The organism is Achromobacter agilis (genome assembly GCF_900496965.1).
Classification (GTDB): Bacteria; Pseudomonadota; Gammaproteobacteria; order Burkholderiales; family Burkholderiaceae_B; genus Achromobacter; species Achromobacter agilis.
Window position 1 is genome coordinate 78,865 of the sequence record NZ_UFQB01000001.1, and the last position, 26,161, is coordinate 105,025.

The 26,161-nt window shown below is 67.1% G+C and carries 25 protein-coding genes and 1 tRNA gene; 13 read left to right on the forward strand and 13 right to left on the reverse strand.

The features are described from left to right. The first annotated feature begins 79 nt into the window (after positions 1–79). Together AGI3411_RS00385 and AGI3411_RS00390 are read left to right on the forward strand one after the other, a co-directional pair. Entirely contained in the window at positions 80–2,407 is a 2,328-nt protein-coding gene (locus tag AGI3411_RS00385) for an acyl-CoA dehydrogenase family protein (protein WP_244240218.1), read from the forward strand. A 17-nt stretch (positions 2,408–2,424) separates the two neighbouring features. Beyond that, complete coding sequence (locus tag AGI3411_RS00390; RefSeq protein WP_129525478.1) at positions 2,425–3,411, forward strand: NADPH:quinone reductase; 987 nt, start codon at positions 2,425–2,427, stop codon at positions 3,409–3,411. A 101-nt stretch (positions 3,412–3,512) separates the two neighbouring features. Here AGI3411_RS00390 and AGI3411_RS00395 read toward each other — a convergent pair. Further along, positions 3,513–3,589 (reverse strand) — tRNA-Pro (locus tag AGI3411_RS00395). Positions 3,590–3,722: 133 nt separating this feature from the next. Next, on the reverse strand, positions 3,723–4,688 hold the full coding sequence (gene ispB / locus AGI3411_RS00400; protein ID WP_129525479.1) for an octaprenyl diphosphate synthase: 966 nt from the start codon (positions 4,686–4,688) through the stop codon (positions 3,723–3,725). A gap of 469 nt (positions 4,689–5,157) precedes the next feature. On the opposite strand from ispB, the gene rplU reads away from it, so the two are divergent. From rplU to proB, 4 genes are all read left to right on the forward strand, one after another. After that, on the forward strand, positions 5,158–5,469 hold the full coding sequence (gene rplU, locus AGI3411_RS00405; protein ID WP_006216228.1) for a 50S ribosomal protein L21: 312 nt from the start codon (positions 5,158–5,160) through the stop codon (positions 5,467–5,469). A 34-nt stretch (positions 5,470–5,503) separates the two neighbouring features. Next, on the forward strand, positions 5,504–5,764 hold the full coding sequence (gene rpmA / locus AGI3411_RS00410; RefSeq protein ID WP_006389959.1) for a 50S ribosomal protein L27: 261 nt from the start codon (positions 5,504–5,506) through the stop codon (positions 5,762–5,764). A gap of 169 nt (positions 5,765–5,933) precedes the next feature. Further along, entirely contained in the window at positions 5,934–7,070 is a 1,137-nt protein-coding gene (gene obgE, locus AGI3411_RS00415; protein ID WP_129525480.1) for a GTPase ObgE, read from the forward strand. Between the two features lie 57 nt (positions 7,071–7,127). Further along, positions 7,128–8,264 (forward strand): glutamate 5-kinase, encoded by a 1,137-nt coding sequence (gene proB / locus AGI3411_RS00420; protein WP_129525481.1) that lies wholly within the window; start codon positions 7,128–7,130, stop codon positions 8,262–8,264. Positions 8,265–8,281: 17 nt separating this feature from the next. On the opposite strand, the gene AGI3411_RS00425 is transcribed toward proB, so the two are convergent. Then, positions 8,282–8,944 carry a helix-turn-helix domain-containing protein gene (locus AGI3411_RS00425; protein ID WP_129525482.1) on the reverse strand — a complete coding sequence of 221 codons (663 nt, stop codon included), beginning with the start codon at positions 8,942–8,944 and terminating at the stop codon, positions 8,282–8,284. Between the two features lie 79 nt (positions 8,945–9,023). On the opposite strand from AGI3411_RS00425, the gene AGI3411_RS00430 reads away from it, so the two are divergent. Then, positions 9,024–9,476, forward strand: a complete 453-nt coding sequence (locus AGI3411_RS00430) for a helix-turn-helix domain-containing protein (protein ID WP_129525483.1) — start codon at positions 9,024–9,026, stop codon at positions 9,474–9,476. Positions 9,477–9,547: 71 nt separating this feature from the next. Here AGI3411_RS00430 and AGI3411_RS00435 read toward each other — a convergent pair whose 3' ends face one another. Then, positions 9,548–10,102: a SecDF P1 head subdomain-containing protein gene (locus AGI3411_RS00435; RefSeq protein WP_129525484.1), complete on the reverse strand. Its 555-nt coding sequence runs from the start codon at positions 10,100–10,102 to the stop codon at positions 9,548–9,550. Between the two features lie 362 nt (positions 10,103–10,464). On the opposite strand from AGI3411_RS00435, the gene thiC reads away from it, so the two are divergent. Next, positions 10,465–12,378: a phosphomethylpyrimidine synthase ThiC gene (gene thiC, locus AGI3411_RS00440; RefSeq protein WP_129525485.1), complete on the forward strand. Its 1,914-nt coding sequence runs from the start codon at positions 10,465–10,467 to the stop codon at positions 12,376–12,378. Positions 12,379–13,070: 692 nt separating this feature from the next. Here the strand turns inward: thiC and AGI3411_RS00445 are convergent. From AGI3411_RS00445 to gpmA, 7 genes are all read right to left on the reverse strand, one after another. Then, a complete protein-coding gene (locus tag AGI3411_RS00445) occupies positions 13,071–14,483 on the reverse strand; it encodes an FAD-binding oxidoreductase (protein WP_129525486.1) in 1,413 nt (470 codons plus the stop codon). After that, positions 14,480–15,196, reverse strand: a complete 717-nt coding sequence (locus AGI3411_RS00450; RefSeq protein WP_129525487.1) for a FadR/GntR family transcriptional regulator — start codon at positions 15,194–15,196, stop codon at positions 14,480–14,482. Before AGI3411_RS00450 ends, AGI3411_RS00445 begins: the two co-directional genes overlap by 4 nt. An 81-nt stretch (positions 15,197–15,277) precedes the next feature. Then, positions 15,278–16,477, reverse strand: a complete 1,200-nt coding sequence (locus AGI3411_RS00455) for a GGDEF domain-containing protein (protein ID WP_129525488.1) — start codon at positions 16,475–16,477, stop codon at positions 15,278–15,280. A gap of 109 nt (positions 16,478–16,586) precedes the next feature. Continuing rightward, complete coding sequence (locus tag AGI3411_RS00460) at positions 16,587–17,342, reverse strand: HesA/MoeB/ThiF family protein (protein WP_129525489.1); 756 nt, start codon at positions 17,340–17,342, stop codon at positions 16,587–16,589. After that, positions 17,339–18,784, reverse strand: coding sequence for a S41 family peptidase (locus AGI3411_RS00465; RefSeq protein ID WP_129525490.1), 1,446 nt, complete (start codon positions 18,782–18,784; stop codon positions 17,339–17,341). Before AGI3411_RS00465 ends, AGI3411_RS00460 begins: the two co-directional genes overlap by 4 nt. A 90-nt stretch (positions 18,785–18,874) precedes the next feature. Continuing rightward, the gene (locus AGI3411_RS00470) at positions 18,875–20,461 is read right to left on the reverse strand and encodes a murein hydrolase activator EnvC family protein (protein WP_129525491.1); all 1,587 of its coding nucleotides are present in this window, start codon (positions 20,459–20,461) and stop codon (positions 18,875–18,877) included. 25 nt (positions 20,462–20,486) lie between these two features. Next, a complete protein-coding gene (gene gpmA / locus AGI3411_RS00475) occupies positions 20,487–21,239 on the reverse strand; it encodes a 2,3-diphosphoglycerate-dependent phosphoglycerate mutase (protein WP_129525492.1) in 753 nt (250 codons plus the stop codon). Between the two features lie 173 nt (positions 21,240–21,412). On the opposite strand from gpmA, the gene AGI3411_RS00480 reads away from it, so the two are divergent. From AGI3411_RS00480 to AGI3411_RS00500, 5 genes are read left to right on the forward strand one after another with little or no spacing between them, the layout of a single operon-like run. Next, entirely contained in the window at positions 21,413–21,835 is a 423-nt protein-coding gene (locus tag AGI3411_RS00480; RefSeq protein WP_165359023.1) for a rhodanese-like domain-containing protein, read from the forward strand. Positions 21,836–21,886: 51 nt separating this feature from the next. Continuing rightward, positions 21,887–22,144 carry a glutaredoxin 3 gene (gene grxC, locus AGI3411_RS00485; RefSeq protein ID WP_129525493.1) on the forward strand — a complete coding sequence of 86 codons (258 nt, stop codon included), beginning with the start codon at positions 21,887–21,889 and terminating at the stop codon, positions 22,142–22,144. 49 nt (positions 22,145–22,193) lie between these two features. After that, the gene (gene secB, locus AGI3411_RS00490; protein ID WP_129525494.1) at positions 22,194–22,727 is read left to right on the forward strand and encodes a protein-export chaperone SecB; all 534 of its coding nucleotides are present in this window, start codon (positions 22,194–22,196) and stop codon (positions 22,725–22,727) included. Between the two features lie 21 nt (positions 22,728–22,748). Further along, positions 22,749–23,828: an NAD(P)H-dependent glycerol-3-phosphate dehydrogenase gene (locus tag AGI3411_RS00495; protein ID WP_129525495.1), complete on the forward strand. Its 1,080-nt coding sequence runs from the start codon at positions 22,749–22,751 to the stop codon at positions 23,826–23,828. A 41-nt stretch (positions 23,829–23,869) separates the two neighbouring features. After that, complete coding sequence (locus AGI3411_RS00500) at positions 23,870–24,862, forward strand: Bug family tripartite tricarboxylate transporter substrate binding protein (RefSeq protein ID WP_129525496.1); 993 nt, start codon at positions 23,870–23,872, stop codon at positions 24,860–24,862. Between the two features lie 16 nt (positions 24,863–24,878). Here AGI3411_RS00500 and AGI3411_RS00505 read toward each other — a convergent pair whose 3' ends face one another. Beyond that, positions 24,879–25,349 carry a tRNA (cytidine(34)-2'-O)-methyltransferase gene (locus AGI3411_RS00505; protein WP_129525497.1) on the reverse strand — a complete coding sequence of 157 codons (471 nt, stop codon included), beginning with the start codon at positions 25,347–25,349 and terminating at the stop codon, positions 24,879–24,881. 79 nt (positions 25,350–25,428) lie between these two features. Next, the gene (locus AGI3411_RS00510) at positions 25,429–26,139 is read right to left on the reverse strand and encodes a ComF family protein (RefSeq protein ID WP_425265299.1); all 711 of its coding nucleotides are present in this window, start codon (positions 26,137–26,139) and stop codon (positions 25,429–25,431) included. Positions 26,140–26,161 lie beyond the last annotated feature (22 nt).

Below are 26,161 nucleotides of genomic sequence, written 5' to 3' on the forward strand. Positions count from 1 at the left end.
CCGCCTTATGAATCGCCCTCCGGCCCGAACCTAGAATTTGGCATTCCCATTCCAGGCCACGACGCCACTCAGAAGGACCATGATGACGGCACTCGATTCTTATTCGCTCTTCGGCCCCTTGCCCCGGCACGCCGAGTTCATGGAGGCGGCCGGCGGCATACTGGCCCAGGTTTCGCCGCTGACGAGACTGCGCGCGCTGCGCGACGCCAGCCCCGGCTGGGACAGCGGCGCCTGGCGCGCCCTGGCCGAGGCGGGCTGGACCTCGGTGACGGTTCCCGAGGCCCAGGGCGGCCTGGGCCTGGAGATCGACGTGCTGGGTGCGATTGCCACCGCCGTCGGCGAATCGCCGCTGCCTGAGCCCTATCTGGGCGCGGGCGCCATGGCCATGCTGGTGCTGCCCGCCTTCTCCCGGCATCCGCTGGCGGCCGAACTGCTGAGCGACGCCATCGCCGGATCGACGGTGCTGGGCCTAGCCTGGCAGGAGAACCCCGGCGAACTCATTCCCACATCCGTCTCCACGTCGGTCGACCGCGAAGGCGACCGCATCCAGCTGGTCGGAACCAAGCGCTGGGTCGCCCCCGCCGGCGCCACGGGCTGGCTGGTCCATGCCCGTCTGGGCGAATCGCCGACCCTGGTCTGGGTGCGGCCCGACGATCCTGGCGTCACCGTGGAAACGGAACGCCGGGTGGACGGCAGCATGCTCTGCACCCTGCATCTGGACGCGCTCCTGCCCGCCACCCGCATGATCGCGGAAGGCAGCGACGTGGACGCCGTCTGCCAGCAGGCGCTGGAACTCACTCGGCTGCTCCAGTGCAGCGAGCTCTACGGCATTGCGCGGCGCGTGTTCTGCATCACGCTGGACTACCTGAAGACCCGCGTGCAGTTCGGCCGGCCGATCGGCGCGAACCAGGCGCTGCAGCACCGCATGGTGGACGCCTATGTCGGCGTCATGGTCTGCGGCGCGCTGCTGGCCGACAGCTATCGCGAAGTGCGCGACGACCCGCAATCGCTGGCGCGCGTGGCCGCGCTTTCCAAGAGCAGGATCGCCGAACGCGTCATCGGCCTGTGCCGCGAGGCCGTGCAACTGCATGGGGCCATCGGCTACACCGATGAATACGACATCGGCCTCTATCTGAAGCGGGCCCTCCACGTGGCGTCCTGGCTGGGCAGCCCGTGCAACCTGCAGGCCCGCTACCTGGCCTTACGCCAGCAAGGCGGCCATGCCGCCCAGGCCGACGGCCAGGCAGCCACGGGCAGCGACTACAACGCCATGAGCGACGACGGCTTCCGCCTGATGGTGCGCGGCTTCCTGCGCGCCCATTACCCGCAACACCTGCGCCACGTACCGCGCCGGCTGCGGCTGCAGGAGGTCCGAGAGTGGTATCAGACCCTGTCGCGCAAGGGCTGGCTGGCGCCGGCCTGGCCCCGCGAACATGGCGGCATGGCGCTATCGCCCGCCAAGCTGCTGGTCTTCTTCGAAGAGATGGAAGGCTGGGGCGCGGCCCGCCTGCCCGACCAGGGCATCATCAACCTGGGCCCCGTGCTAATCCAGCACGGCACGTCGGAACAGAAAGCGCGCTACCTGCCCCGCATCCTCTCCGGCGACGACATCTGGTGTCAGGGGTACTCCGAGCCCAACGCCGGTTCGGACCTGGCTTCGCTGCGCACCGAGGCCCGCCTCGAAGGCGACCGCTACATCGTCAATGGTCAGAAGATCTGGACCACGCTGGCGCACGACGCCACCCACATCTTCGCCCTGGTGCGCACCGACAAGACGGTCAAGCCGCAGGCCGGCATCAGCTTCCTGTTGATCGACCTGAAGACGCCGGGCGTGACCATCCGGCCGATCACGAACATCATCGACGAGCAGGAATTCTGCGAAGTCTTCTTCGAAGACGTCAGCGTGCCTGCCGGTAACCTGGTCGGCCAGCTGAACATGGGCTGGACCATCGCCAAAGACCTGCTCGGCTACGAACGCATTTTCGCGGGCAGCCCCCAGCAATCGCGCCAGGCGCTGCATCACCTGGAGCAATTGGCGGAGAACCAGTCCCTGTTCGAACTGCCCGAGTTCTGCCAGACCTATACGCAGCTGCTCGGCTCGGTGCGCGAGCTGGAGGCGTTTTACGGCCTGTTCGCCGACATCGTGCGGCGCGGGGAACTGCTGCCGCCGTCCGTGTCTGGCCTGAAGATCCTGGCCACGGAAACCTATGTGCGGATCGCGCGCGAGATTGTGCGCTGGGCCGACGAAGCCGGCGGAACGTGGACCGGCATTCCCATGACGGACGGGACCTCGCTGGTGCCCTGCGCGCCATTCCTGCAATCGCTGGTCACCACGATCTATGGCGGATCCAACGAAATCCAGCGCAATATCGTGGCCAAGGCCGTATTGGGCCTGCCCAACCGATAAGCGAAAAGGAGACCGGGATGAAGGCTGCCTTCTACGAAACGCGGGGCGCGGCAAGCGAAGTGCTGCGCGTGGGCGAGATGCCGGAGGAAGCTCCCGGACCCGGCATGTTGCGGGTACGCATCGTGGCTTCCGGCATCAACCCCTCCGACGTCAAGACGCGCCGTGGCACGGGCGCGCGGCCCAACCCCTGGCCGCGCACCATCCCCCATCAAGACGGCGCCGGCACGGTCGACCAGGTGGGTCCGGGCGTGGACCCGGGCCGCCTCGGCCAGCGGGTTTGGCTATACGAATGCCAGCTCGACCGCCCCTTCGGCACCGCCGCCCAATGGGTCACCGTGCCGCAACACCTGGCGGTCCCCCTGCCCGACAACGTGCCGTTCGATGTCGGCGCGGCGCTGGGCGTACCTGCGTTGACCGCCTGGTACTGCAACGAACGGGTCGAAGCCGGCGCAGGACGCCGTGTATTCGTGCACGGGGCGGTCGGCGCGGTGGGCTTCTATGCCGCACAGATGGCGCGACTGCGCGGCGCGCGCGTGCTGGCCAGCGTGTCGAATGCCAAACAGGCGCGCATCGCCGCCAAAGCCGGCATCGAAACCGTGGCACGCGGGCCGGACCTGCCCGCGGCCGCAAGGCAGTGGCTGGCGCAGTTCCGCCGGGAAGCCTTCGACGCCCTCATCGACCTGGATTTCGCCGGCAACCTGCAAACCAATCTGGCGCTGGCCGCCAATGGCGCGCATATCGCCGCCTATGCCTCGGACACCGACCTGCAGCCCGCGATTCCCGTGCGGGACCTGATGCGCCGCAACCTGCGGCTGTCGTTCCTGCTGGTGTACACCATGCCGCCCAACCTCAAGCAACGGGCCGTCGAGCAGACAAGCCAATGGCTGGCGGCTGGAGCGCTGCATCATCCGGCGATCCACGCCTACCCGCTCCAGGACATTGCCGCCGCGCACGAAGCCGTCGAAACCCGGCGGCACATGGGCAAGGTCATCGTGCAGCCCTGAGGCTGCCAGCCCCGAACGCAAAAAAGCCGGCAACGCTTGCGCGATACCGGCTTTCAGCCAAAGGCGTCGGGAAACACCTTCATGAATTCGACCACATGAAGTGGTCGGGGCGAGAGGATTCGAACCTCCGACTCCTGCGTCCCGAACGCAGTACTCTACCAGGCTGAGCTACGCCCCGATCTTTACTACTCGCAAGCTTCACCGTGCTCAGTACGGCTTGGCTGCGTTTCTTGCTTCTTCCTGCGTTTCTTGCTTCTTCTCTTGCTTCTTCTCTTGCTTCTTTCCTTGGCTTCCGATTCCGCTGATTTTGCTCAGCGATCTCTGTTCACCGCGAAAGCGCAGAATTCTAACAGAGAATTTAGAAAAGGGGAAATGGGGTAGCCAGAAAGTGCTTCGCGGGCCAGATCGGCTTCGGCGATCGCGGCCTGGCGAGCGTGTTCCAGGGCGTCCGTCGCCTGGATGGCGGCCGCGACGGCGGCGAAGTCGGCATCGCCCGTCTTGATCGCTTCGCGGATCAGCTGCTGCTGTTCCGGCGTGCCCACTTCCATTACGCGGATGAGCGGCAGCGTGGGCTTGCCCTCGCGCAGGTCGTCGCCCACGTTCTTGCCCAGGGCGGCGGCGTCGCCGCTGTAGTCCAGCACGTCGTCCACCAACTGGAAGGCGGTGCCGACGTGACGGCCGTAGGCCGCGGCGGCGGCTTCCAGCTCGGGCGAGGCGCCCGCCAGCACGGCCCCGACCTGGGCGGCGGCCTCGAACAGCTTGGCGGTCTTGTAGCGCACCACCTGGAGGTAGCGTTCTTGCGAGACGTCCGGATCGTGCACGTTCAGCAGTTGCAGCACTTCGCCTTCGGCGATCACCGTCGTGGCTTCGGACAGGATGCTCATGACGCGCATCGAGTCGGCTTCGACCATCATCTCGAAGGAACGGGAATACAGATAGTCGCCCACGAGCACGCTGGCGGCGTTGCCGAAAACCGCGTTGGCAGTTTCCCGGCCGCGGCGCAGGTCGGACTCGTCGACGACGTCGTCGTGCAGCAGCGTGGCCGTATGGATGAACTCCACCACGGCGGCCAACAGCTGGTGATGCGTCCCCTCATAGCCCAGGGCCCGCGCCACCATCAGCACCATGGCCGGGCGCATGCGCTTGCCGCCCGCCCCGATGATGTAGTCGCCGATCGTGCGGATCAGCACGACGTCGGAGTTCAGCCGCTCGCGGATAACCGCATCGACGGCCTTCATATCGTCAGCAATGGGGGCAATAAGCGCGGGGAGATTCAAGACGTATCCGGAGAGTGAAACGAGCCGAAGCGCGAACGCGTGACGGCTCTTACCGCTGGGCCGCCGGCAAGGCGGGGGATTCGACCAGCGATTATACGGGGAGTAACGGGCGCGAGCCGGAGGCGGCCCTGACGGGCGGCCGTGCAGGGCCTCCCGGCGCCGGCGGCGGGGGTCGCGCCGCGGCCGTTCGCCAGGGTGTGAAGCGTCCACGCGACACCTAAGCCCTTAGCCCGCAAGCGCTTTTTGACTTTCCGGAAGCGCCGGGCTAATATCCCGGATTCGGTCAGCAATGCCCGAATTACGTCGGTTGCATTTGCGCAATGCCCTTGGGCGCTTTCCCTACCCTGCCAGAACCTGGCGCCGGAAGACGGAAGCGGCGGCACCGTCAAAGGTGCCCCCCGGAGCAGCAATCCCGCCCAGCAGGGCAGGCAGCGCGAATGGGCCTTTTTACCTATTTAAGGAACACCCCATGTACGCGGTCGTAAAAACCGGTGGCAAGCAGTATCGCGTTGCCGCTGGCGAAAAACTCAAGATAGAACAGATACCGGCTGACATTGGGCAAGAAATCACCCTGGACCAAGTGCTGTCCGTGGGCGAAGGCGACCAACTGAAAGTTGGCACGCCCCTCGTCTCCGGCGCCGTGGTCAAGGCAACGGTTCTTGCGCAAGGCCGCCACGACAAGGTCAAGATCTTCAAGATGCGCCGTCGCAAGCACTACCAGAAGCGTCAGGGCCACCGTCAGAACTACACCGAAATCCGCATCGAAGCCATCACGGCTTAAGAAGCGACTCGGTACCACTTAGCAGGAGCTAAACATGGCACAGAAAAAGGGCGGCGGCTCTACGCGGAACGGACGCGACTCAGAATCGAAGCGTCTGGGCGTCAAGGCATTCGGCGGTGAATTGATTCCCGCTGGTTCGATCATCGTGCGTCAGCGCGGTACTCGTTTCCACGCTGGCGTGAACGTCGGCATGGGCAAGGACCACACCCTGTTCGCGCTGGTCGACGGCAAGGTTCAATTCGGCTTCAAGGGCGCGTTGAACAAGCAAACCGTTTCGATCGTCGCCGCCGAGTAATCGGCGCAGCACGGTCAGCAACGCGGTCCGCCGCGTTCTCGAACGGCAAAGCCCTGTCGCACGCGGCAGGGCTTTTTTGTTTTAAGGCGGGGGCCGGAACGTCCCGGCCCCCGCCTCCCGGCGGCACCCGGTAACGGGCCCGCCCTCACTCATTACACGCACGGACACCATGAAATTCGTAGACGAAGCCACCATCGAAGTCGTCGCCGGCAAAGGCGGCAATGGCGTGGCGAGCTTTCGCCGCGAAAAGTTCATCCCCAAGGGCGGCCCTGACGGCGGCGACGGCGGACGCGGCGGCACCATCTTTGCCGTGGCCGACCGCAACATCAATACGCTGATCGACTTCCGCTACGCACGCCTGCACCGCGCCAAGAACGGCGAAAACGGCCGCGGCTCTGACCAATACGGCGCGGCCGCCCCGGACATCACGCTGCGCGTGCCCGTGGGCACCGTCATCCATGACGCGGATACCGGCGAAGTCCTGTTCGACCTGAACCAGCACGACCAGAAGGTGGTGCTGGCGGCGGGCGGCCAGGGCGGCATGGGCAACATCCACTTCAAGTCGAGCGTGAACCGCGCGCCGCGCCAATGGACGCCGGGCAAGGAAGGCGAGCACCGCTACCTGCGCATGGAGCTCAAGGTGCTGGCGGACGTCGGCCTGCTGGGCCTGCCCAACGCCGGCAAGTCTACGCTGATCACCCGCATCTCCAACGCCAAGCCGAAGATCGCGGACTACCCCTTCACCACGCTGCACCCCAACCTGGGGGTGGTGCGCACCTCGCCGTCGCGCAGCTTCGTCGTGGCCGACATCCCTGGCCTGATCGAAGGCGCTTCCGAGGGCGCCGGCCTGGGCCACCTGTTCCTGCGCCACCTGGCGCGCACCCGCGTGCTGCTGCACCTGGTGGACGTGTCCACGCCCGATCCCGATGCGGATCCGGTCGAACAGGCCGTCACCGATGCGCGCGCCATCGTCGAGGAACTGCGCCGCTACGACCCGGAACTGGCGGCCAAGCCGCGCTGGCTGGTCCTGAACAAGCTGGACATGGTGACTGATCCCGAAGACACCAAGCGCCGCTTCCTCGAGCTCTACGACTGGAAGGGCCCGGTGTTCGGCATCTCCGGCCTGTCGGGCGAAGGCACGCAGGACCTGATCTACGCGCTGCAGGACTACCTGGACGCTGAGCGCGAAAAGGAACAGCTGGCGCAAGACCAGGCCGATGGCAGCTACGTCGCGCCGGACCCGCGCTTCGATGACAAGCGTTCGGACGCCGCCCCCCGTTCCGCGCCGCGCAGCGGCGACGAATAAGCCATAATCGCAGTCCCTACGATTACGCCTTTTCACGCGCCGCAGCCCGCCGCCATCATGTCTGCCGAATCACCTGCCGTTTCCGTCGTCACCAACGCCCAGCGCCTCGTCGCCAAAGTCGGCTCGTCGCTGGTCACCAACGAAGGCCGAGGCCTGGACCGCGCCGCCGTGGCGCACTGGGCCGCGCAGATCGCCGCCTTGCACAAGCAGGGCAAGCAGGTCGTGCTGGTCTCCAGCGGCGCCATTGCCGAAGGCATGGCGCGCCTGGGCTGGCGCAAGCGCCCGTCCGTCATGCATGAACTGCAAGCGGCCGCCGCCGTCGGCCAGATGGGCCTGTGCCAGGCCTACGAAGCCGCCTTCGCGGAATTCGGCCTGCGCACGGCTCAGATCCTGCTGACCCACGAAGACCTGGCCGACCGCCACCGCTACCTGAACGCGCGCAGCACGCTGTTTGCGCTGCTGCGCCTGGGCGTGGTGCCCATCGTGAACGAGAACGACACGGTCGTCACCGACGAGATCCGCCTGGGCGACAACGATACGCTGGGTGCGCTGGTCACCAACCTGATCGAAGCCGACACGCTGATCATCCTGACGGACCAGCGCGGCCTGTACGACTCCGACCCCCGCAAGAACCCCGGCGCCAAGTTCATGTCGCACGCCCAGGCGGGCGACCCGGCGCTGGAAGCCATGGCCGGCGGCGCCGGCAGCGGCATCGGCACGGGCGGCATGCTGACCAAGGTGCTGGCGGCCAAGCGCGCGGCGCATAGCGGCGCGCACACCGTGATCGCTTCCGGGCGCGAACGCAACGTGCTGACGCGCCTGGCCCAGGGCGAATGCATCGGCAGCGAATTGCGCGCCGTGCTGCCCGTGTGGTCCGCGCGCAAGCAGTGGCTGGCCGACCACCTGCGCCTGCGCGGACGCGTGGTGCTGGACGACGGCGCCGTGCAGGCGCTGCTGCGCGAAGGCAAGAGCCTGCTGCCCATCGGCGTCGTGGAGGTGGAAGGAGAATTCGGCCGCGGCGATGTGGTGGCCTGCGTGGACGGCCAGGGGCGCGAATGCGCCCGGGGCCTGATCAACTATTCATCGGCCGATACCCGCCGCATCCTGCGCCAGCCTTCGTCGCAGATCGCGCGCATCCTGGGCAGCATGATCGAACCCGAGCTCATGCACCGCGACAACCTGGTGGTGCTGTAGCGCCCTCCCCGGCGCAGTCACCTGCCGTCCGGCAGCAGCATATACCCCCACCCACGCACTGCCAGCACCGGAAATTCGATGCCAAGGCGGTGCGCCTTGGTCCGCAGCCGCGACACCATCACGTCCACCCGGCGCGAGCCTTCCCGGACGCTGCTTACTCCCTTGGAACGCAGCTCATCCCGGCGCATGCGATGGCCCGGCGCGTTCAATAGCCGGACAAAAAAGACACACTCGGCCTCCGTCAGCGGCAAGAACTGGCCACCTGGCCCGGCCAAGGCGCGCACTTGAAGGTCGATGCGCCATGACGAACCGGCGCGCCTTCCACGACGACACAAATTGCGCAGGAGAGCATCCCATTCCAGCGCTTCCATACCGCCCCCGGCACAGGCGTCCACCCCGGCATTGAGCGCGGCGATCCGCTCACGTGGCGTGGCGCCGCATGCCTGCCAGACCAAGGCAGCGGCAGGCGCCTCGCGGCGCAAGGCGGCGGCCCGCTCGGCGACGTCCGGCCAGACGCCCACCAGCACCAGGGCGCTGGCCACCTGCATTTGCAGGCCATCGTGCAGCAGCGCCAGGGAATCGAATACGGTGACCGCCCATTGGAATGTCCGCAGCGCGGCGATGAGATCGCGCGCGGCCCCATCACGCGCAAAAACGAAGACGTTGCCCCGTTGCCGCATACGGCTACCTCTCTCGGTTTATCACTTAAGTAATTCTTATAACTACCAAAGTGAATAGCCACCAAGCTTCAATCGCCGTGTGAAGACATTTTCGGACCGACTGAAGCATGCTCGTCTCCTGCGTGGCCACACGCAGAAGGCGCTCGCCCGTTTGGCGCGCCTTTCGCAGAGCGCCATCGGCAGCTATGAAAGCGGCTTGCGGCACTCCAGCCGCTCGGCCCGCAAACTGGCACAGGTACTGAAAGTCGAAGCCGAATGGCTGGAAACCGGCAAGGGCCCGATGGAAATTCCCATGGGCGGCTACGACCTGAGCGATACCCTGCCCGTTATGGGCGTGGCGGAATCGGCGCCGCGGCCCGGCGGCCGGACGCGTCCGATGGCGCCGTGGCCTTTCCCGAATATTTCTCCCGCCCAGATGGAATTGCTGACGCCCGACGAGCGCGCCGGGCTGGAGGCGGTGGCGCAAGCCTATATCGAACACGCCGTGCGCATCCGCCGCGGCGCCAAACCGCGCAGCCGCAAGGCCGGCTGAACGCAAGCGGCGCGCCGCCCTTCAAAAAAAAACCCGGCATATTTTGCCGGGCTTTCTTGCGCCTGTGCCGCTCAGGGCTTGGCAGCGGGAGCCGCACCGCCAGTGGGCGCGGGCGGCACGGCGGCGTCGCCACGGATCTTGGCGGCGATTTCCGAGGCGGCCTGGGCCGAGGGCACGCCAAAGGCCAGCACGCCGCGGTTCAGCGGTTCGCCGATGAGCGGGGCGGCGACCAGTTCGCGGTCGATCACCAGCGCCAGCATGTTGCCAACGTTCTTGGAGCTGATGTCGTTGAGCTTGCGGGCGCCCGCTTCGGAGAAGCGCAGGCCCACGAAATTCTGGCCTTGGCGATCCACCAGCGCGGCGGCGTCGGTCAGGTCGGCACGCGTGAGGACAGGCACTTCCTGCATGTAGAGCTTGCCGTCCGGCAGGCTGATTTCGCGCAGGCCGGCGCCGGGTTGCTTGTGCGCCAGGTAGAAATCCACCGTCGCGGCCGTGGCGGGCGTCGTGGATTGCTGGCTGGGCGTGGTGGCAACGGCGTCAGTCTTAGTCGGGGCGGTCTTGCAACCCGCTAGCGCCAACGTCACGACAACCAGGGCGGGCGCCAATGTGCGTAAGGTAAGTTGCATGCTCGATTCCTTCTTAAGTGGACTAAGACCAGGCCGCAGCGTCACGCCCGGCATGACTGAAAAGTGTACCGAACCTGAATGACAGTGTCGCCGCAGTCTGAATCTAAATGTAAAGCGGTAATACCAGCTTATCAGACTGAACCCGGGAAGTCAGGCATCGGCGCCATTCGTCGGAACGCGCTCCAGCCTCTATACTTCGCTTTCGCGCAGGGGTACTCGTCGCGGCTTCAATGCCGCGACGTGTTGAGAGAGTCCCTTCGTACCAGTACGGATAATGCCGATGCTGGGAGCCGTATTTCCGTCCGCCCCGCGCGGCGGAGATTCCTTCCCGATCGGCTCCAACCACTCGCTTGGAGCTTTCCATGAACGCAAATCCCAAATTCCTGGCCGCCACCGCCGAAGTCGACGCGGCCGCCGTCGCGCCGCTGCCCAAATCGCGCAAGGTGTACGAGACCGGCTCGCGGCTCGACATCCGCGTCCCGTTCCGTGAAATCGAACAGGACGACACACCGACGATGTTCGGCGGTGAAAAGAATCCGCCCCTGACCGTCTACGACTGCAGCGGCCCCTACACCGATCCCGACGCCCGGATCGACATCCGCCGCGGCCTGCCCGAAGTGCGCCGCGCCTGGATCGACGAGCGCGGCGATACGGAAGTGCTGTCGGGCCCCACCAGCGACTACGGCAAGGAACGCCTGACCGATCCCAAGCTGACGGCCATGCGCTTCGACCTGCAACGCCCGCCGCGCCGCGCGAGATCGGGCGCCAACGTCTCGCAGATGCACTATGCCCGGCGCGGCATTATCACGCCCGAAATGGAATACGTGGCGATCCGCGAAAGCCTGCGCCGCGAGCACTACCTGCAGACGCTGCGCGACAGCGGCCCCGACGGCGAGAAGATGGTCCGGCGCCTGCTGCGCCAGCATCCGGGCCAGTCGTTTGGCGCGGCCATCCCCGCGGCCATCACGCCGGAATTCGTGCGCGACGAGATCGCGCGAGGCCGCGCCATCATCCCCGCCAACATCAACCACCCCGAAGTCGAGCCGATGGCCATCGGCCGCAACTTCCTGGTGAAGGTCAATGCCAACATCGGCAATTCGGCTGTCAGCTCGGGCATTGGCGAAGAAGTCGAAAAAATGACCTGGGCGATCCGCTGGGGCGGCGACACGGTCATGGACTTGTCCACCGGCAAGCACATCCACGAAACGCGCGAATGGATCATCCGCAACTCGCCAGTGCCTATCGGCACCGTGCCGATCTACCAGGCGCTGGAGAAGGTGGACGGAAAGGCAGAGGAGCTGACCTGGGATATCTTCCGCGACACGCTGATCGAGCAGGCCGAACAGGGCGTGGACTACTTCACCATCCACGCGGGGGTGCGCCTGCCGTTCATCCCCATGACGGCCGACCGCATGACCGGCATCGTCTCGCGCGGCGGCTCGATCATGGCGAAGTGGTGCCTGGCGCACCACAAGGAAAGCTTCCTCTACGAACGCTTCGAGGAAATCTGCGAAATCATGAAGGCCTACGACGTCAGCTTCTCGCTGGGTGACGGCCTGCGTCCGGGCTCGGGCTATGACGCCAACGACGAAGCGCAATTCGCCGAACTGAAGACGCTGGGCGAACTGACACAGGTGGCGTGGAAGCACGACGTGCAGGTCATGATCGAAGGCCCCGGCCACGTGCCGATGCAGATGATCAAGGAAAACATGGAGCTGCAGCTAGAACACTGCCACGAGGCGCCGTTCTACACGCTGGGGCCCCTGACCACCGACATCGCCCCGGGTTACGACCACATCACGTCCGGCATCGGCGCGGCGCTGATCGGCTGGTACGGTACCGCCATGCTCTGTTATGTGACGCCCAAGGAACACCTGGGCCTGCCGAACAAGAAGGACGTGAAGGACGGCATCATCACGTACAAGATCGCGGCGCACGCGGCCGACCTGGCCAAGGGCCATCCCGGCGCCGCCATCCGCGACAACGCCCTGTCCAAGGCGCGCTTCGAGTTCCGCTGGGACGATCAGTTCAACCTGGGCCTGGACCCGGACACCGCAAAGGACTTCCACGACGAGACCCTGCCCAAGGATTCGATGAAAGTGGCGCATTTCTGCTCCATGTGCGGCCCGCATTTCTGCAGCATGAAGATCACCCAGGACGTGCGCGACTACGCGGCGGCGCAGGGGGTTAGCGAGAAGGATGCGTTGCAGAAGGGGATGCAGGAGAAGTCGGTGGAGTTCGTGAAGAAAGGGGCCGAGGTTTATCATCGGCAGTAGTTTTTTGACGTTTCGCTGAGTTCTTGAGACGCCCGAGTGGCGGCCGCGCGGGCGGCCTTGCGGCGCTTACACGGCGTCTTGCGTCGTCGTGATGGCGCTGCGCGCTATTCGCGATTGATCGTGCTTATGCCGGGCGGCCAGGTGTCTGGCACCGATCTGTGGCGACAGCATCTTCCCGGATGTCAGACACCCGGGAACATCGCTGCAATCCGTACCGCCAACTCGTAAGGGTGTCAGACACTGACACGTGAAAGGCATCTTCCACCGTCACGTCTGCCCCAGCACCGGATGGGCACGCCTGCCCCGGCGCCGGATGGGTGCCCCCCTCCCCGCATTCGCGAAAGCGCACGCCATCCCGGCGCATGCGACCGCGTATGCCGATGTCGGCCGCCCGCGCGGCCGATATCGGCGGGCAACGCTAGACTCGACACTGGCCACGGCTCCAGCAGCGCCCCAAGCCAAGACGGCGGCAGCCCGTCGGCGCGGGCGACATGGACGCGAGCAACCTCGATGCGCCCGACGGAATCCGAAGGGAGCCGCAGGCGGACGAGGATGAGGAAGGGGCAGTCCGGCGCCCGCGCGCCGGACCGCAATCGTGCGGCGAAAGCATCCATGGCGACCGCGCCGGTGGGCGACCTACGAAGGCATCCAGGCTGACCTACGATGCCCCCCGAAGACAGACCTACGAAGCCCTAAAGCAGTTTCCCAGGATTCAGGATCCCCGCCGGATCCAGCACCGCTTTGATCTGCTTCATCAACCGCAACTCCAGCGGATCCTTGCTATGCAGGAAATGGTCCCGCTTCAGCTGCCCGATCCCATGCTCCGCCGAAATGCTCCCGTTGTAGCGATTCACTTCGTCCAACACCGCATCGGTAATCACCGCCCCATGCACGGCCACCCAATCGCGGTCGGCGCCCGCCGGGCGCGACAGGTTGTAGTGCAGGTTGCCGTCGCCGAAGTGGCCGAAGATAAACGGGCGAATATCCGGGTAGAGCGCCCGCACCTGGGCTTCAGCGGATTCCATGAACGCCGGAATGCATTCGATCGGCAACGACACGTCGTGCTTCAGGTGCGGACCATCGGCGCGCTGGGCTTCGGAGATTTCCTCGCGCAGCTTCCACAGCGCCTGCAATTGCGCCAGCGACGCGGACACGGCGGCGTCCAGGCACAGGCCGCGCTCCAGCGCCGTGCCGATCACGTTTTCCAGCAGGGCGTTCAACGCGGCCTCGTCGGCGGTGTCGGCCAGCTCCACCAGCACGTAGGCCGGATAGCGCTGGGCGAAGGGCTCCTGCACGCCTTCAGCGTGTTCGAGCACCAGATCCAGGCACTCGCCCGAAAAGTATTCGAACGCCTGCAGGCGCGCGCCGCACTGCTCGAACAGGATCTCGAACAGCTGCAGCGCCTGCGCCGGCGATTCCACCGCGGCCAGCACCACCGAGCGGACGTCGGTGCGCGGGAACAGCCGCAGGGCCACGGCAGTGATGACGCCCAGCGTCCCTTCCGAGCCGATCAGCAACTGCTTGAGGTCATAGCCGGTGTTGTCTTTGCGCAGGGTCCGCAGGCCATGAAAGATCTCGCCGGTAGGCAGCACCGCCTCCAGCCCGAGCACCAGCTCGCGTGCCATACCGTAGCGCACCACGTTCACGCCGCCGGCGTTGGTGGCGACGTTGCCGCCGATCTGGCTGGAATCTTCCGCCGCCAGGCTCAGCGGCAGCAAACGGCCGGCCTCTTGCGCGGCGCGGCGCAGATTGCCGAGGATGGCGCCGGCCTCCGCCACCATGGTATTGGCCACGATATCGATGGAGCGCACGGCGTTCATGCGGTCCAGGCTGAGCACCACGTTCCCGGCGCCCGAGTCCGGCGTGGCGCCGCCGCACAGGCCGGTGTTGCCGCCGCGCGGCACGACCGGCACGCCGGCTTGCTGGCACAGCGCCAGGCAGGCGGCAACCTCGTCCGTGGTGCGCGGGCGCACGACGGCCTGCGCCTGGCCCTTGTACAGGCCGCGCCAGTCGGATAACCAGGGTGCGATGTCCGCTTCGGCGGTAATGACGGTGTCGGAGCCCAGGGCCTGGACCAGGCGTTGAGGGAAGTCGGATGCGCTCATGATGTCTGCCTTGCGGCCGGAAAGAGAAGATCGAGTCGCAGGCGGCTGGCCGCCTGCTGTAAATGGCGGGTCGCCGCCAGCCGGGCGCGCTCGGGGTCGCCCGCGCGGATGGCCTCGAACACGGCCACGTGCTCCTGGTGCACGGCCACGGTCAGGCCTTCCTGCCTGCGGCTATTGGTGCGCGCGGTGCTGACGGCCAGCCGCAGCTGCAGGTTCAGGTACTGCAACAGGTCCTGGTAGTAGCGGTTATGCGTGGCGGCGGCGATAGCGACGTGGAACGAGATGTCGTGCTCCACGCCCTGTTCGGGATGGTCCAGGTGCGCCGCCAGCGCGTCCAGGGCTTCGGCCATGGCGGCAAGGTCCGCCGCATTGCGGCGCACCGCTGCCAGCGCGGCCGCGCCGCCCTCCAGTTCCATGCGCAATTCGTACACGCTGGCGAGCTGTTCGTGGTCGGCGAGGCCGGCGGCAACCTGGAACCCCTGCGCGCCGGTGCGCGACACCACCACGCTGCCCGAGCCCTGGCGGCTCTGGATCAGGCCCTGTGCCCGCAGGCGCTCGGTGGCCTCGCGGATGACCGCGGCGCTCACGCCGTACTGCTCCGCCAGGGCACGGCCCGGCGGCAGCTTGGCGCCGACGGGGTGGACGCCCTCGGCGATGTCGCCCGCAATCTGGCGGGCGACCTGTTCGGTCAGGGTAAGGCTCTTGCTCAGCATGGGCCGATTATAGGCATAGTTCTCAGGTTATCTGAAAACTTTTCTGGCAAGCCAGTCGAAAAATGCTTCCGAGCCGGCGCCTCACGCCACGGCGCGCTTTCCGTCCGGAAGTATCTTGTCTACCGCCTCGCCCACTTCGTCGCCCCCGGCGACCGCGCAGCAGCGCCCGCCACGCGCCTTGGCGCGGTACAGCGCGGCGTCGGCCGAATCCAGGGCGCCTTGCGGGCTCCGGTTGGCGCCCGACACGATCGAGATGCCGATGGACAGGCCCACGCTGACGCGCGTGCCGTCCGCCAGCGTGATCGGCTGGGAGACGTCGTGCAGAAGGTGCTCGCCCAGGCGCAGGGCGGACGTGGCGTCGATGCCGGTCACCAGCACGATGAATTCGTCGCCGCCGATCCGCGCCGCAAGGTCGTCCACGCGCAGCATGGCCCGCATGCGCTGGGCGATGGTCATGAGCACCAGGTCGCCCGCGGCATGGCCGTAGGTGTCGTTGATCAGCTTGAAGTCGTCCATGTCCATGTACAGCAGCGCCGCCGAACTGTCATGGCTGCGCGCGCTGGCGCATACGCGTTCGAGCGCAGCCAGCAGGCCGGCGCGGTTGGCCAGGCCGGTAAGCGCGTCCTCGCTGGCGCGGCGGTCGCTGTCGCGCTCGGCCAGCATCGTGGATACCAGGATGCGGTTGAGCCGGTGCGAGGCGATGCTCATGCTGACCAGGTAGAACGGGATCTGGATGAAGACGATGGCCGTGACGTATTCGCCCGTGAAGGCCGCGCCCAGGCACATCGGCCCCAGGCTGAGAAAAATCATGGCGCCGACGAGCCTGGGCGCGCCATAGTTGCGAAAGCAGATACCGCCGGCCATGGCCCCGCAGGACACGCCGGCCAGCGTGGCGGCCAGCCAATCCCCATTAAGGAAAGTGACGAAGACCCCATAGCCCACGCTGAACGCCCACAGCAGCGCCAACAGGATGTAGATGTCGGTATGGGTGTTGCCGCCCTTGGGTGCGGCTTTCAGGGCAGACCGCAGGATCGTGACGCGGACGACCGCCAGGACGACCTCCAGCGCCAGCCAGGACAGGTACAGCGGTTCAGGGCGCCGCCAGGCGACGACGCCGGAGATCATCAGTGTGTTGATGACCCCGCCGGCGAAAATGGGGAGTGTGCCGAAAAGGCTGGCGATCAGCGCCGCGCGGATGTCCGCGGGCGTATCGTGCCCGGAATGCGTCAGCCAACGCGTCAGGCGCCATTTGGGCAAGCTGAACTTCAGTGCTGTATCCACGCTGTCACGTCCCTGGCCACATCTACCCCGTTTCAGATAGGCTGGCTGGCGTTATAGCAGGTATTTCAAGCCTTTAATATTGTCCGCAGGTTCAATATGGCGGGGGATTTCACTGCCCGCGATGGCCACAGACCGCGCATTCGGGGTCGCGCTGGACGTTCACGCTGCGCCATTGCATGGTGCGCACGTCCAGCCACAGCAGGCGTCCGGACAGGCTTTCGCCCACCCCGGACAGCAGTTTGAGCGCTTCCGCCGCCTGCATGCTGCCGATGATACCCACGACCGGCGCGAACACGCCCATGGTGGCGCAGTTGGCCTCCTCGACGTCGTCGCCTTCCGGGAACAGGCAGTGGTAACAGGGCGAGCGGTCGTCGCGCAGGTCGTAGACGCTGACCTGGCCGTCGAAGCGGATCGCGGCGCCGGACACCAAGGGCTTGCGGTGCTGGACGCAGGCGCGGTTGATGGCGTGACGGGTGGTGAAGTTGTCGGTGCAGTCGAGCACCAGGTCGGCTTGCGCCACCGCGTCGGACAGGGCCTGCCCCTGAAGCCGCTCGACGCGGGCATGGACCTGCGTCTGCGGATTGAACGCGGCCAGCATGTCGCGTCCCGATTCGGCCTTGTGGCGGCCGACGCTGGCGGTGGTGTGCAGGATCTGGCGTTGCAGGTTGCTCAGCTCGACGACGTCGTCGTCGGCCAGGGTGATGTCGCCCACGCCGGCCGTCGCCAGGTAGAGCGCGGCAGGCGAACCCAGCCCGCCCGCCCCCACGATGAGCACACGCGCCGCCAGCAGTTTTTCCTGCCCTTCTATTCCCAGCTCGTCGAGCAGGATGTGGCGGGCGTAGCGCAGCAGTTGCTCGTCGTTCATTTGTCCTTGCTGGGCTCGACTCCGGTCGGCGTGATCTTCATGCGTTGGGCAGTGCCGCCGCCGGGCTTGGCATCGGCCTTGGCCTGCGCGCGGGCCGAGCCCTTCTGCACAGGCTTGCCGGCCAGCAGGTTCAGCGCCTGCTGCAGCTGGAAGTCGTCTTTGCCGCCGAACTCGAACACCTTGGCCGGTACGTCGACGTTGTCCTGGTCGGCGTTGGACTTCACTTCGTTGGCCGTCTGCTGGTTGGACAGGTGGCGCTGCAGGTCGGCTTCGCGCGGCAAGCGGAACAGGTCGCCATCGGCCGTGTCGGCGACGACGTAGTCGGGCTCGATGCCGGTGGCCTGGATCGAACGGCCGCTGGGCGTGAAATAGCGCGACGTGGTGAGCTTGACCGCGGTGGTTTCGGACAGCGGCAGGATCACCTGCACCGAGCCCTTGCCGAAGCTGCGGTTGCCCAGCACCTTGGCGCGCTTGTGGTCTTGCAGCGCGCCGGCCACGATCTCGGAGGCCGAGGCGGAACCGACGTTCACCAGCACGACCATCGGCACCGTCTTGGTCCAGGCCGGCAGGCCGGACAGATAGTTGCTTTCGCCGCGGGCGTACTCGGACGGCGTGGCCAGGTACTTGTGGCGGGCATCGGGCGTGCGGCCGTCGGTGGACACCACCAGCGAATCCGGCGGCAGGAACGCGCCGGCCACGCCGATGGCGCTGGTCAGCAGGCCGCCCGGGTCATTGCGCAGATCCAGCACCAGGCCCTTGGGAGCTTCCTTCGCGCCCAGGTCCTTGAGCTGCTTGGCCAGGTCGGCGCCGGTCTTTTCCTGGAACTGGGCGACACGCACGTAGCCGATGCCGTTGTCCAGCATCTTGCTGCGCACGCTGCGCACCTTGATGATGTCGCGCACGATCTTCAGCACGATGGGCTGCGGACGGTCGGCGCGCATGATGGTCAGCGTGATCGGCGACTTGGGCGCGCCGCGCATCAGCTTGACCGCGTCGTTGAGCGTCATGCCCTTGGTGGGCGTGTCGTCGATCTTGATGATGAGGTCGCCGGCCATCACGCCAGCGCGCGCGGCGGGCGTGTCTTCGATCGGCGAGATCACCTTCACGAAGCCGTCTTCGGCGCCGACCTCGATGCCCAGGCCGCCGAACTCGCCTTGCGTTGCCGTCTGCATTTCGCGGAACGCGTCGGCATCCAGGTAGGCGGAGTGGGGATCCAGGTTCGACACCATGCCGGAAATGGCATTGTCGATCAGGGTCTTGTCGTCGACGGCCTCGACGTAGTTGTTCTTGATGGCGGCGAACACGTTGCTCAGTTGCCTGAGTTCGTCCAAAGGCAGGGGACTGCCGCGCTGCGCGACCGCTGTCACGCCCACGCTAAGCAACACACCCGCCACCGCACCGATGGCAATCAGACCGAAACCGCGAAACTTACGAGTGCCCATGCACACTTCCCGAATTGTGTTTTCGCCGATGGGTTTGGTATTTACCAACGGTTTTTTACCAACGACACGTATCTGCCAACAAACACCAATTTACTGTGCCAGCCACTGGGCCGGATCCACAGGAGCGCCACGATGGCGAATTTCAAAGTATAGGCCGGATTCCACTTGGCCGCCGGTTGCGCCTACCGTGGCGATCGTGTCGCCACCCGTCACCGAATCTCCCACCCGCTTGAGCAGGCTCTGGTTGTAAGCATAGACGGTCAGGTACTGCTGCCCATGGTCCACAATGATGAGGTTGCCGAAGCCGCGCAGCCAATCAGCGTAGACCACGGTGCCCGGGGCCACCACCTTGACCGGCGTGCCCTCGGGCGCGCGCAGCACCACGCCGCGCCAGACGCCGCCGTCCGGGCGGTCGACCCCGAAACGGCCCTGCACCTGGCCGCGCACCGGCATGGCCAGGCCATGGCGCAGGCCATTGCCGCCGCCGACCGGGGCAGCGCGGGCAGTCTGGGGCGGCTCGCTACGGCTTGGAGCGGCTTTTTCCGGCACAGGTTCCGCCTGTTGGGGCGGTTCCGCGGGTTTTGCCGCGGGCGGCGTCTCGTCGGGCACGACCAGGCGGGATTGCCGCTGTTCGGCCGGACGCAGGCCGGCGGCGTCCGGGTCGGCCACGGCGACCGGCCCCCGGTTCTGGCGCGAAGCCGCTTCGACCTGTTCGCGTGCCTGGGCCGCTTCGCGCGCGTCCCGGGCATCCCGTTCGCGCCGCGCGTTGTCCGAGGCGACCTTGCGGTCGGCGTCGGCCTTCTTGCGGGCTTCCTCGGCGCGGCGCTCGGCTTCGGCCTTCTTGCGGGCATCTTCGGCAGCGCGGCGCGCCTCTTCAAGCTTGCGGGCCTCCTCGGCCTTCCTGCGCGCCTCTTCCGCCTTGCGGGCCTCTTCGATCTGCTTGGCGATGGCCGCGTCCAGATCGGTAATCAGGCGCGACAGGCGCTGGTCGTCGCGCCCCAGCTTGTTGGCTTCGGCGCGCTGGGCGGCAATCTGGCCTTCCAGGCGGGCCAGGAGCGTGGCGCGTTCCTTCTGCTGCCCGACCAGCGCGGTTTTCTGTTCCGAGGTTTCGGCGACGACTTTCTCGATCTCGGCGCGCCGGGCGTCGGCGCGCTCCTGCAGGGCGGCCAGGCGGTCGATATCCGCCCGCAGGGCCTGCACGGCCGCGGCCCGGGCCTGCGAAACGTAATCCAGATAGCCCAGGTTGCGCCCCAGCACCTGCGGATCGTCGCCGGACAGCAGCGCCGTCCAGGGCGACAAGCCGCTGGTGTATTGGGTGCGGAGCTGCTCGGCCAGTTCGGTGCGGCGCTTGGCCAGCACGGCCTGCTGCGCATCGATCTGCTTTTCCAGGCCGGCCAGGTCCGTCTGGGCCTGGCGGTTGGCCTCGGACAGCTCCCGCAAGCGCAGGTTGATCCGGGAAATGGCCGATTCCGACTGTTTGAGGGCGTCGGCCGCTTCCTTGCGGGCGGCCTCGCGGTCATCGATTTCCTTCTGGAGGTTCTCGATGCGGTCCCGCAAGGCGGCCTGCTGCTTTTCCGCGTCGGACTGACGGCCGGCAAGGTCATTGGGCGCGGCGCCAGCCGACAACGCTCCACCGGCCAGAATGACCGCCAACAACAACCCCGCCGTGCGACACATGGAAATATCAGTCCTTCTCAGGATGTCAGTCCTTCTTGGCCTTGCCCTGGGCGGCTACCGCCGCCATGGCCGCCTCGATCTCGGCGGCATCGCCCAGATAATAGTGGCGGATGGGGCGCAGGTCATCATCCAATTCGTAGACCAGCGGCTGCCCGGTGGGAATATTGAGGTTGACGATGTCGTCGTCGGACACATTGTCCAGATGCTTGATCAGGGCGCGCAGGCTGTTGCCGTGGGCGGCGATGAGCACCTTGCGGCCCGAACGGATGGCCGGGGCGATGGATTCGTTCCAGAATGGCAGCACGCGGGCGACGGTGTCCTTCAGGCACTCGGTGGCCGGCAGCTGGTCGGCCGGGATCCGGGCGTAGCGGCTGTCGAAACGGGGGTGGCGCTCGTCGTCCAGGGCAAGCGGCTCCGGGGCGATCGCATAGGCGCGGCGCCAGATCAGCACTTGCTCGTCGCCGTACTTGGCCGCGGTTTCGGCCTTGTTCAGGCCCTGCAGCGCGCCGTAGTGGCGTTCGTTCAGGCGCCAGTTGACGCCCACGGGCGTATACATGGCGTCCATGGCGTCCAGGGCGATCCACAGGGTGCGGATGGCGCGCTTGAGCACCGAGGAGTAGGCCAGGTCGAAGGTGTAGCCTTCTTTCTTGAGGAGCTCGCCGGCCTTGCGGGCCTGTTCACGGCCCGTGTCGGTCAGGTCGACGTCGGTCCAGCCCGTGAAGCGGTTTTCCAGGTTCCACTGGCTTTCGCCGTGGCGCATCAGAACAAGTTTATGCATGGTTTGGCACGCGATTGTCGCGGGTTAAAGTTAGGAAATGGTCAGAGAATGCGCTCATTTTATAATTGAGTGATTTTGCCCTTGATTTTGCCCTGGCGCACCCGCCCGTTTCGGTTGGGGGGCTGCCCAAGGTTCGCCGATACCAGGCTAGTCGCCACACTTCAGGATGCCCCGTGGATCTTCTGCAATTCTTGCTCGATAAAAACAACATCTTCATTGTCGCCGTCGCCGTGATTTCCGGCGTCATGCTGGCCATCCCCGCCCTGCGGCGCGGCCGGGCCGGCTCGGCCGTCAGCACGGGTGAAGCCATCCAGATGGTGAACCAGCGCCAGGCCGTATGGGTCGACGTGCGCCCCGCGGAACAATTCCAGGCCGGCCATATCGCCCAGGCGCGCAACGTGCCGGCGGCGGACCTGGAGCAAAAGGCCGCTTCCCTGCCCAAGAACAAGCCGCTGGTCGTGGTTTGCGACAACGGCCGCGATTCCGCCCGTGCCGCCGCCAAGCTCCGCGCGCAAGGCTTCGCCGACGTGGTGCCGCTGGAAGGCGGCATGCGCGCCTGGTCCGCGGCCAGCCTGCCGGTCACCCAGAAGGGTTGAATCCGAGGGCTTCGCCCCCATTTGCCTATTCTTGTACCCACAGGAGCGCCCATGAACAAAGTCGTCATGTACAGCAAGGACTATTGTCCCTATTGCGCGCGCGCCAAGGCGCTGCTGGAGCAGCGCGGCGTGACGGACCTGGAAATCATCCAGATCGACCGGGAGCCCGGCCAGCGCGACGTCATGATCGAACGCACCGGCCGGCGCACCGTGCCACAGATCTTCATCGGCGATACCCACGTCGGCGGTTGCGACGATCTCATGGCGCTGGACCGCTCGGGCGGCCTCGCTCCCATGCTGAACGGCTAGGCCCCGGCTATCGCCCCCCTTTTTGCCCCTCCCACCAACGGAAACACTCATGGCTGATCAAGACCAAAACACCCAGCAAGAAGGCGGCAACGACGCGCCTGCGTTCAATCTGCAGCGCGTCTACCTGAAAGATCTTTCGCTGGAAATGCCGAATGCGCCTCACGTCTTCCTGGAGCAAGAAGCGCCCCAGGTCGAAGTGAGCATCACCGTGGGCGGGCAGCGCCTGGCCGACACCGTGTTCGAAACCACGGTCACGGTCACGGTCACCACCCGCGTCAACGAAAAGGTGGTCTACCTGGTCGAAGGCACGCAGGCCGGCATCTTCGAAGCCGCCAACATCCCTGAAGAACAGCTCGATCCGCTGCTGGGCATCGTCTGCCCGACCATGCTGTACCCGTACCTGCGCGCCAACATCGCCGACGCGATCACCCGCACCTCGATGCCGCCGCTGCACCTGACCGAAGTGAACTTCCAGGCCCTGTACGAACAGCGCCTGGCCGAGCTGCAGCAACAGCAGGGCGCGGCCAACGGCAACGGCAGCGACTCGGGCATCATCCTGCCCCCCGGCGCAACCCGCCAGTAAGCACGCCGCGGCGGCTCTGCGATGAAAAAAACCCCCGAGCCGCGCCTGTGCGTCGCCGTGCTGGGCGCGGGAAGCTGGGGCACCGCGCTGGCGGCGGCGGCCAGCCGCCGCCACGCCACCCTGCTCTGGGCGCGCGACGCCGCCCAGGCGGCCGATATGGCCGCCACGCATGAAAATGCGCGCTACCTGCCTGGCATTCCCCTGCCCCAGGCGCTGAACATCTCCTCCGATCTCGACGCCACGCTGCGCAGCCTGCAGGACGACGGCGCACAGCGTCTCATCGTGCTGGGCGTCCCCGTGGCCGGCCTGACCGCCATCTGCGGCGAGCTATCCCGCCGGCTGCCCGCGCTGGGATTGCAGGACACCCCCATCGTCTGGACGTGCAAGGGCTTCGAAGCCGACACGGCCAGGCTGCCCCACGAAATCATGCGCGAGGCCCTGCCCGGCGCAACCGGCGGCGCCCTGTCCGGCCCCTCGTTCGCACGCGAAGTCGCGCAGGGCCTGCCCGTGGCGCTGACCGTGGCCAGCGACAGCCCTTCCCTGCGCGCCGCCACCACCGCCGCCTTCCATGGCGCCGCGCTACGCGTCTACGCCAGCACCGACCTGGTCGGCGTGGAGGTGGGCGGCGCGTTGAAGAACGTCATCGCCGTCGCCTGCGGCATCTGCGACGGCCTGGCCCTGGGCACCAACGCCCGCGCGGCACTGATCACCCGCGGCCTGGCCGAAATGACCCGCTTCGGCGTGGCCCTGGGCGCGCAGGCCGAGACCTTCGCCGGACTGACCGGCCTGGGCGACCTGGTGCTGACCGCCACCGGCGAATTGTCCCGCAACCGCCGGGTCGGCCTGGAAATCGGCGCCGGCCGCAAGCTGACCGACATCCTGGCCAGCGGCATCACCGCCGAAGGCGTGCGCTGCGCGCGCGCCGCCCTGGAGCGCGCGCGCGCCATCCGGGTCGAACTGCCGATCACCGAGGCCGTCTGCGCCGTACTGTTCGACGGCGTGGCCCCCATGACGGCCGTCTCCGCCCTGCTCGCCCGCGATGCCCGCTACGAAAGCGGGGCCGGCCTGCCAGAAGACCCGCCGGACGGCCGATCCCCCTGACCAACGACAAAACACCACGCCCCACCGAGGAGACACTCTTCATGACGCAAACCCGCAAGTTCCGGGTCGGCCAGCTGCTACGCGGCCTGTGCCTGAGCCTGGCCGCGGCCCTGCCCGCCGCCGCCCACGCCGACTGGCCCGACCACCCGATCCACATGGTCGTGCCCTTCCCGCCCGGCTCCTCGCCCGACATCCTGGCGCGCACGATCTCGGAACCGCTGGCCCAGGCCCTGGGCCAGCCCATCGTCATCGACAACAAGCCGGGCGCCGGGGGCAACATCGGCACCCGCATCGTGTCGCAGGCCAAACCGGACGGCTATACGCTGCTTTATACGATCAACGGCCCGCTGGTCACCGCCCCCACGCTCTACAAGAAGACCCTGGGCTACGACCCGCTGCGCGACCTGGCGCCCGTGTCGCTGGTCGGCACCAGCCCCAACGTGCTGGTCGTGCCGGGCAGCCTGCAGGTCGACAACGTCAAGGATTTCGTTGCGCTGGTGAAGAAGCGCGGCAGCTCGCTGAACTACGGTTCCGTGGGCCCGGGCAGCTCGGCTCACTTGGCGATGGAGATGTTCAAGGAAAGCGCGGGCGTCGACCTGGCTCACATCCCCTATTCCGGCTTTCCGCAGGTCATCACCGCCATCATTGGCGGCGACGTCCAGGCCGGTTTCATGGTGCCCGCCATCGCCGTGCCCCAGGCGCGCGACGGCAAAGTGAAGCTGCTGGCCGTGACCAGCCTGCAGCCCAGCGACGCGCTGCCCGGCATTCCGACCATGGCGTCCCAGGGCTATCCCGACTTCGAGGCCATTTCGTGGAACGCCGTGCTGGTCCCGGCCGGCACGCCCGCGCCGATCGTCGAGCGCTTGAACAGCGAACTGGCGCGCATCATCGGCAGCGAAGCCGTGCGCAAGCAGCTGGCGCTACAGTATTTCACGCCCGCGCCCTCCACGCCCGAAGCCCTGACCGCCCGCATCAAGAATGAAAAAGCGCGCTGGGACCAGGTCATCGAGAAGCTGAACCTGTCGCTGGACTGATCCCGGCGAGCCGGCCCTATACGCCGCCTTCGTAGCCCTGCTGGCGCCAGGCCTCGAATACCGTCACCGCCACGGCGTTGGACAGGTTCAGGCTGCGCTGGCCGGCGCGCATCGGCAGCCGCAGGCGCTGCTGCGGCGGGAACAGCGCCTGATGTTCCTCCGACAGCCCGGCCGTTTCGCGGCCGAACACGAACACATCCCCCGGCTTGAAACCGACGTCCGCCACGCTGCGTTGCGCATGCGTGGTCAGCGCATAGATGCTGGACGGCCCGGCGCCCGTGTCGGCCAGGGCCTCTTGCAGCGTATCGTGCACGCGGACCGGCTGCCATTCGTGGTAATCCAGCCCCGCGCGGCGCATGCGGGCGTCGTCCAGTTCGAAACCCAAGGGACGGACCAGATGCAATTGGGCGCCGGTATTGGCGCACAGGCGGATGGCGTTGCCGGTATTGGGCGGAATCTCGGGGCAGACGAGAATGACGTGGAACATGGCGGATGGGGCTCGGCGGACAGCTGGCGGCGCGGATGGCCGTAAGCCGGGATTGTCGCCGATTTGCCTGCGGGCCGCCTCAAGGCGTGCGCGCCGCGACCAGCACCGTGACCCCAGCCGCCCCCGCGGCCAGCAGCGCTCCGGCGGCGGCGTCGGCCGTGCTGCCTGTCGTCATGACGTCGTCCACCACGGCCACGTGCCGGCCCTGCACCCCGCCCGCGCAGGCAAACAGCCCGACCGCGCCGCGCCGGCGGGCCTGCCGGTTTTTGCCGGTCTGCCGGGGCGCCTCGCGCCGCCGCAACAGCACCCCGCGCCCCAGGGGCAGCGCCAATTCCGCCGCCAGGCCGCGGGCGATCTCGGCGGCGGGGTTCATGCCGCGCCGCCGCAGCGACGCGCGGCCGGCGGGCACCGGAACCAGCAGGACATCAGGGGGCAATGGGCCGTCGCGGGCGATGGCGGCGGCGATCAGCCGGGCGAGCACGGGCGCCATGCTGAGGCGCCGCTGGGCTTTCAGCATCAGGATCAGGGCATCGGCGGGCGGCTGGTAGTCGAAAGCCGCCACCGTGCGCGCAAAGGACCGGGGCACGCCCAGGCAGGCGGCGCAGCAGGCGGTGCCTCGGACCAGCCGGAGGGCGCAGCGCGGGCAGCGCGGCGGCGCGCCCGGTTCGGCGGCCAGGATGTCGGCCTCGCAGCCCGGGCAGAGCCTCGCGCCCGCCACCCGCGCGCCGCACAGGGGGCAGTCGCAGCCGATCCGGGACAGCAGCAGCCGCCCCAAGCGTTGTAGGGGCAATCGGAGCCTGCGGCCGGGATGC

What these genes read in the sequence shown, in the direction of transcription:
- AGI3411_RS00445 (WP_129525486.1), bottom strand. Translation starts at nt 14,483, where the DNA reads ATGAGCGCATCCGACTTCCCTCAACGCCTGGTCCAGGCCCTGGGCTCC.
- obgE (WP_129525480.1), top strand. Translation starts at nt 5,934, where the DNA reads ATGAAATTCGTAGACGAAGCCACCATCGAAGTCGTCGCCGGCAAAGGC.
- grxC (WP_129525493.1), top strand. Translation starts at nt 21,887, where the DNA reads ATGAACAAAGTCGTCATGTACAGCAAGGACTATTGTCCCTATTGCGCG.
- rpmA (WP_006389959.1), top strand. Translation starts at nt 5,504, where the DNA reads ATGGCACAGAAAAAGGGCGGCGGCTCTACGCGGAACGGACGCGACTCA.
- AGI3411_RS00505 (WP_129525497.1), bottom strand. Translation starts at nt 25,349, where the DNA reads ATGTTCCACGTCATTCTCGTCTGCCCCGAGATTCCGCCCAATACCGGC.
- AGI3411_RS00495 (WP_129525495.1), top strand. Translation starts at nt 22,749, where the DNA reads ATGAAAAAAACCCCCGAGCCGCGCCTGTGCGTCGCCGTGCTGGGCGCG.
- AGI3411_RS00450 (WP_129525487.1), bottom strand. Translation starts at nt 15,196, where the DNA reads ATGCTGAGCAAGAGCCTTACCCTGACCGAACAGGTCGCCCGCCAGATT.
- rplU (WP_006216228.1), top strand. Translation starts at nt 5,158, where the DNA reads ATGTACGCGGTCGTAAAAACCGGTGGCAAGCAGTATCGCGTTGCCGCT.
- AGI3411_RS00460 (WP_129525489.1), bottom strand. Translation starts at nt 17,342, where the DNA reads ATGAACGACGAGCAACTGCTGCGCTACGCCCGCCACATCCTGCTCGAC.
- proB (WP_129525481.1), top strand. Translation starts at nt 7,128, where the DNA reads ATGTCTGCCGAATCACCTGCCGTTTCCGTCGTCACCAACGCCCAGCGC.
- gpmA (WP_129525492.1), bottom strand. Translation starts at nt 21,239, where the DNA reads ATGCATAAACTTGTTCTGATGCGCCACGGCGAAAGCCAGTGGAACCTG.
- AGI3411_RS00385 (WP_244240218.1), top strand. Translation starts at nt 80, where the DNA reads ATGATGACGGCACTCGATTCTTATTCGCTCTTCGGCCCCTTGCCCCGG.
- AGI3411_RS00390 (WP_129525478.1), top strand. Translation starts at nt 2,425, where the DNA reads ATGAAGGCTGCCTTCTACGAAACGCGGGGCGCGGCAAGCGAAGTGCTG.
- thiC (WP_129525485.1), top strand. Translation starts at nt 10,465, where the DNA reads ATGAACGCAAATCCCAAATTCCTGGCCGCCACCGCCGAAGTCGACGCG.
- AGI3411_RS00435 (WP_129525484.1), bottom strand. Translation starts at nt 10,102, where the DNA reads ATGCAACTTACCTTACGCACATTGGCGCCCGCCCTGGTTGTCGTGACG.
- AGI3411_RS00465 (WP_129525490.1), bottom strand. Translation starts at nt 18,784, where the DNA reads ATGGGCACTCGTAAGTTTCGCGGTTTCGGTCTGATTGCCATCGGTGCG.
- AGI3411_RS00470 (WP_129525491.1), bottom strand. Translation starts at nt 20,461, where the DNA reads ATGTGTCGCACGGCGGGGTTGTTGTTGGCGGTCATTCTGGCCGGTGGA.
- secB (WP_129525494.1), top strand. Translation starts at nt 22,194, where the DNA reads ATGGCTGATCAAGACCAAAACACCCAGCAAGAAGGCGGCAACGACGCG.
- AGI3411_RS00500 (WP_129525496.1), top strand. Translation starts at nt 23,870, where the DNA reads ATGACGCAAACCCGCAAGTTCCGGGTCGGCCAGCTGCTACGCGGCCTG.
- AGI3411_RS00425 (WP_129525482.1), bottom strand. Translation starts at nt 8,944, where the DNA reads ATGCGGCAACGGGGCAACGTCTTCGTTTTTGCGCGTGATGGGGCCGCG.